The sequence below is a fragment of the Streptomyces sp. NPDC051105 genome (assembly GCF_040682795.1).
GTDB lineage: Bacteria > Actinomycetota > Actinomycetes > Streptomycetales > Streptomycetaceae > Streptomyces.
Genome location: NZ_JBFBBR010000048.1, coordinates 1 through 3,548 on the forward strand (window position 1 = coordinate 1; position 3,548 = coordinate 3,548).

Here is a 3,548-nt window from a genome sequence, read left to right on the forward strand (position 1 = left end):
GCGTTGGCGATTGATCCGCAGCAGCGGTTGATGCTGGAGGCGGCGTGGGAGGCGTTCGAGGACGCGGGTATTGACCCGACCTCACTGCGCGGCTCGGACACAGGCGTCTTCTGCGGCGTCATGTCGATGGACGGGTACGGCGGCGGTGCGATGCCGCCGGAGTTGGAGGGCTTCCGGCTGACGGGTACGACGACGAGTGTTGTCTCGGGGCGGGTCGCTTACAGCCTCGGGCTCGTAGGGCCCACGCTCACAGTGGACACCGCGTGCTCGTCCTCATTGGTGGCGATTCACACGGCGTCGCAGGCGCTCCGGTCGGGCGAGTGTTCCCTCGCGTTGGCCGGTGGCGTGACGATCATGTCGGATCCTTTCCTGCTGCGGGAGTTCAGTCGGCAGCGTGGGCTGTCGCCCGACGGGCGTTGCAAGTCGTATGCGGCGGCTGCGGATGGCACGGGTTTCTCGGACGGTCTTGGTCTGGTCGTGCTGGAGCGGTTGTCGGATGCGCGGCGCAACGGTCACCGGATTCTGGGAGTTGTCCGCGGCAGTGCGATCAACCAGGACGGTGCGAGTAATGGTCTGACGGCGCCGAACGGTCCTTCGCAGGAGCGGGTGATTCGCCTGGCGCTCGCCAACGCCGGACTCGACACGGGTGATGTCGATGCGGTGGAGGGCCACGGCACCGGCACGAAGCTGGGTGACCCGATCGAGGCGCAGGCGGTGCTGGCCACGTATGGCCAGGAGCGAGCTGACAACGATCCGCTGCGGCTCGGGTCGATCAAGTCGAACATCGGTCACACGTCGGCGGCGGCTGGTGTCGCGGGTGTGATCAAGATGGTCATGGCGATGCGGCATGAGAAGTTGCCTGCCACGTTGAACGTGGATGCGCCGTCGCCGCATGTCGACTGGGAGGCCGGTCAGGTCAAGCTGCTTACGGAGGCGGAGGAGTGGCCTGCGGGTGAGCGGCCGCGGCGTGCGGGGGTGTCCTCCTTCGGAGTCAGTGGCACGAATGCTCACGTGATTCTGGAGGAGGCGCCGCAGGATTCTGCGGTGTCGGTCGGGGAAGTGAGTGTGCCGGACCGGCCGGCTGCGGTGTTGCTGTCGGCCAAGGGTGAGGCGGCGCTGCGGGAGCAGGCGGAGCGGCTGCACACTCACCTCCAGGACCATCGCGACCTGGGTCTGCTCGATGTCGCTTTCTCGTCGGTGGTGTCGCGGGCGCAGTTGGAGCAGCGGGCTGCGGTGGTGGCGTCGGATCGGGAGGGGTTGCTGGCGGGGCTTGCGGCTTTGGCCGGTGGTGAGCCGGCGGCTGGTGTGTTCGATGGTCGGGTGAGTGCGGGTCGTACGGCGTTCTTGTTCACGGGGCAGGGGGCGCAGCGGGCGCGGATGGGTGTGGAGCTCGCCGCTGCTTACCCTCAGTTCGGGCGGGCGTTGGATGAGGTGTGTGCGGAGCTGGACCCGCGGCTGGGCCGTTCCCTTCAGAGTCTGCTGGCTGCTGAGGAGGGCTCTGCGGATGCGGGGTTGCTGGATGCGACGGAGTTCACGCAGGCTGCGTTGTTCGCGGTCGAGGTGGCCCTGTTCCGGCTGGTCGAGTCCCTCGGAGTGCGCCCGGATTATCTGATCGGGCATTCGGTGGGTGAGCTGGTGGCTGCTCACGTGGCGGGGGTGCTGTCGCTGGCGGATGCGTGTGCGCTGGTGGTGGCTCGTGGGCGGTTGATGGGTGCGTTGCCGGCTGGTGGTGGGATGGCGGCGGTGCAGGCGGCGGAGGAGGAGGTGGCCGGGGAGCTGGCCGGGTTCGAGGGCCGGTTGTCGATCGCTGCGGTGAACGGTCCCCGCTCGGTGGTGGTGTCCGGGGACTTGGATGCGCTTGATGAGTGGTTGCCGCGGTGGCGGGATCGGAAGACGACTCGGTTGCGGGTGAGTCATGCGTTCCATTCGCATCGGATGGAGCCGATGCTGGCGGAGTTCCGCGAGGTGGCCGAGGGGCTGACGTTCAACGAGTCGCGGATCGCAGTCGTCTCCAACGTCACCGGTAAGCCTGCCTCCTTCGAGTTGACCGACCCCGACTATTGGGTGGATCACGTCCGTCAGGCGGTCCGGTTCACCGACGGGGTTCGTGCCCTCCAGGACGAGGGCGTGACCCGCTTCCTGGAGTTGGGCCCGGATGGTGTGCTGACGGCGTTGGCGCGTCAGGCGGTGGACGGGGACGGGGCGGTGTTCGCGTCGGCCTTGCGGGCGCGTAAGTCGGAGGCGGAGACGTTTGCCGCGTTTGTTGCGCAGGCGCATCTGGCGGGTGTGCCGGTGGACTGGCAGGCGTTCTACGCGGGCACGGGCGCTCGGTCGGTGGACTTGCCGACGTATGCCTTCCAGCGCGAGCGGTACTGGCTGGCGTCCGGTGCGGGTGTCGGGGACTTGGCTGCTGCGGGGCTGGGGCTGTTCGACCATCCGTTGTTGAGCGCGGCGGTGTCGGTCGGGGACCGGGACGAGTGGGTGTTCACGGGGCGTCTGTCGCAGGAGTCGGCGTCGTGGGTGCGGGATCACGCGGTGTTCGGGACGGTGATCGTGCCGGGGACCGCGTTGGTGGAGCTGGCGGTTGCGGTCGGCCGGCATGTGGGCACTGCGGTGCTTGAGGAGTTGGTGCTGGAGGCGCCGTTGGTCCTGGACGGGGACGCGGCGGTTCAGCTGCAAGTCACTGTCGGCGAGGCCGGTGAAGACGGTGGCCGTTCGGTCGCCGTCTACTCCCGCCCGGAGGCCGGCGGAGATGGGGAACAGGGCGAGGCGATCTGCCATGCCCGCGGCTCGCTCGCCGCTGCGCAGACCGCGCTGGACGTGCGGTTCCCTGTGGAGTGGCCACCGAGGGGTGCCGAGCAGATCGCGGTCGATGCGCTCTACGCAGGGCTGGCGGAGGCCGGCTACGACTACGGTCCTGTCTTCCAGGGGGTACGGGCGGCCTGGCGGGTCGGCGAGCATGTCTACGCCGAGGTCGCGCTCGGCGAGGGGCAGGCTGAAGCCGCGGCTGGCTTCGGGATGCATCCGGCGCTCTTCGACGCCACGCTGCACGGTGGCCTCGGCTGGCTCGACCAGGGCGACACAGCGTCCGCGGGATTGCCGTTCTCCTGGTCCGGCGTACAGGTGGAGCAGACCGGCCGGGACCGGGTGCGGGTGCGTATCGGCCGGGCGGGCGAGTCCGCCCTGCGGATCGACATGGTGAGCGAGCAGGGCGAGCCTGTCGCGAGCGTGGCGAATCTGGCCTTCCGACCTGTCGACCAGGCGCGGCTGGCGGGTGCTCGGGGATCTGGCAACGATTCGCTGTTCCGTGTGGAGTGGGTTGAGGCGCAGAGTGCCTCGGATGCCGTGCGTTCGGTGCGGCGGGTTGCGGTGCTGGGTGGGTTGGCGGCGCCGGGTGAGCGCTTCCGTGATCTGGATGCGCTGGAGTTGGCGGTTGTCGAGGGCGCGGCGACTCCGGAAGTGGTGCTGGTTGAGGTCGACGCTGCGGGTGATACCGATGGTGCGTCGTCTTCGGTTGTGGTGCGGGTGTTGGGGTTGTTGCAGCGGTG

1 protein-coding gene is annotated in these 3,548 nt (G+C 68.9%); it reads left to right on the top strand.

Annotation, left to right across the window (positions count from 1 at the left end; all coding sequences use genetic code 11):
• Positions 1-3,548, top strand: a 3,548-nt coding sequence (locus tag AB0N16_RS41480; RefSeq protein WP_365806006.1) for a type I polyketide synthase, incomplete at both ends; no start/stop codon positions are given.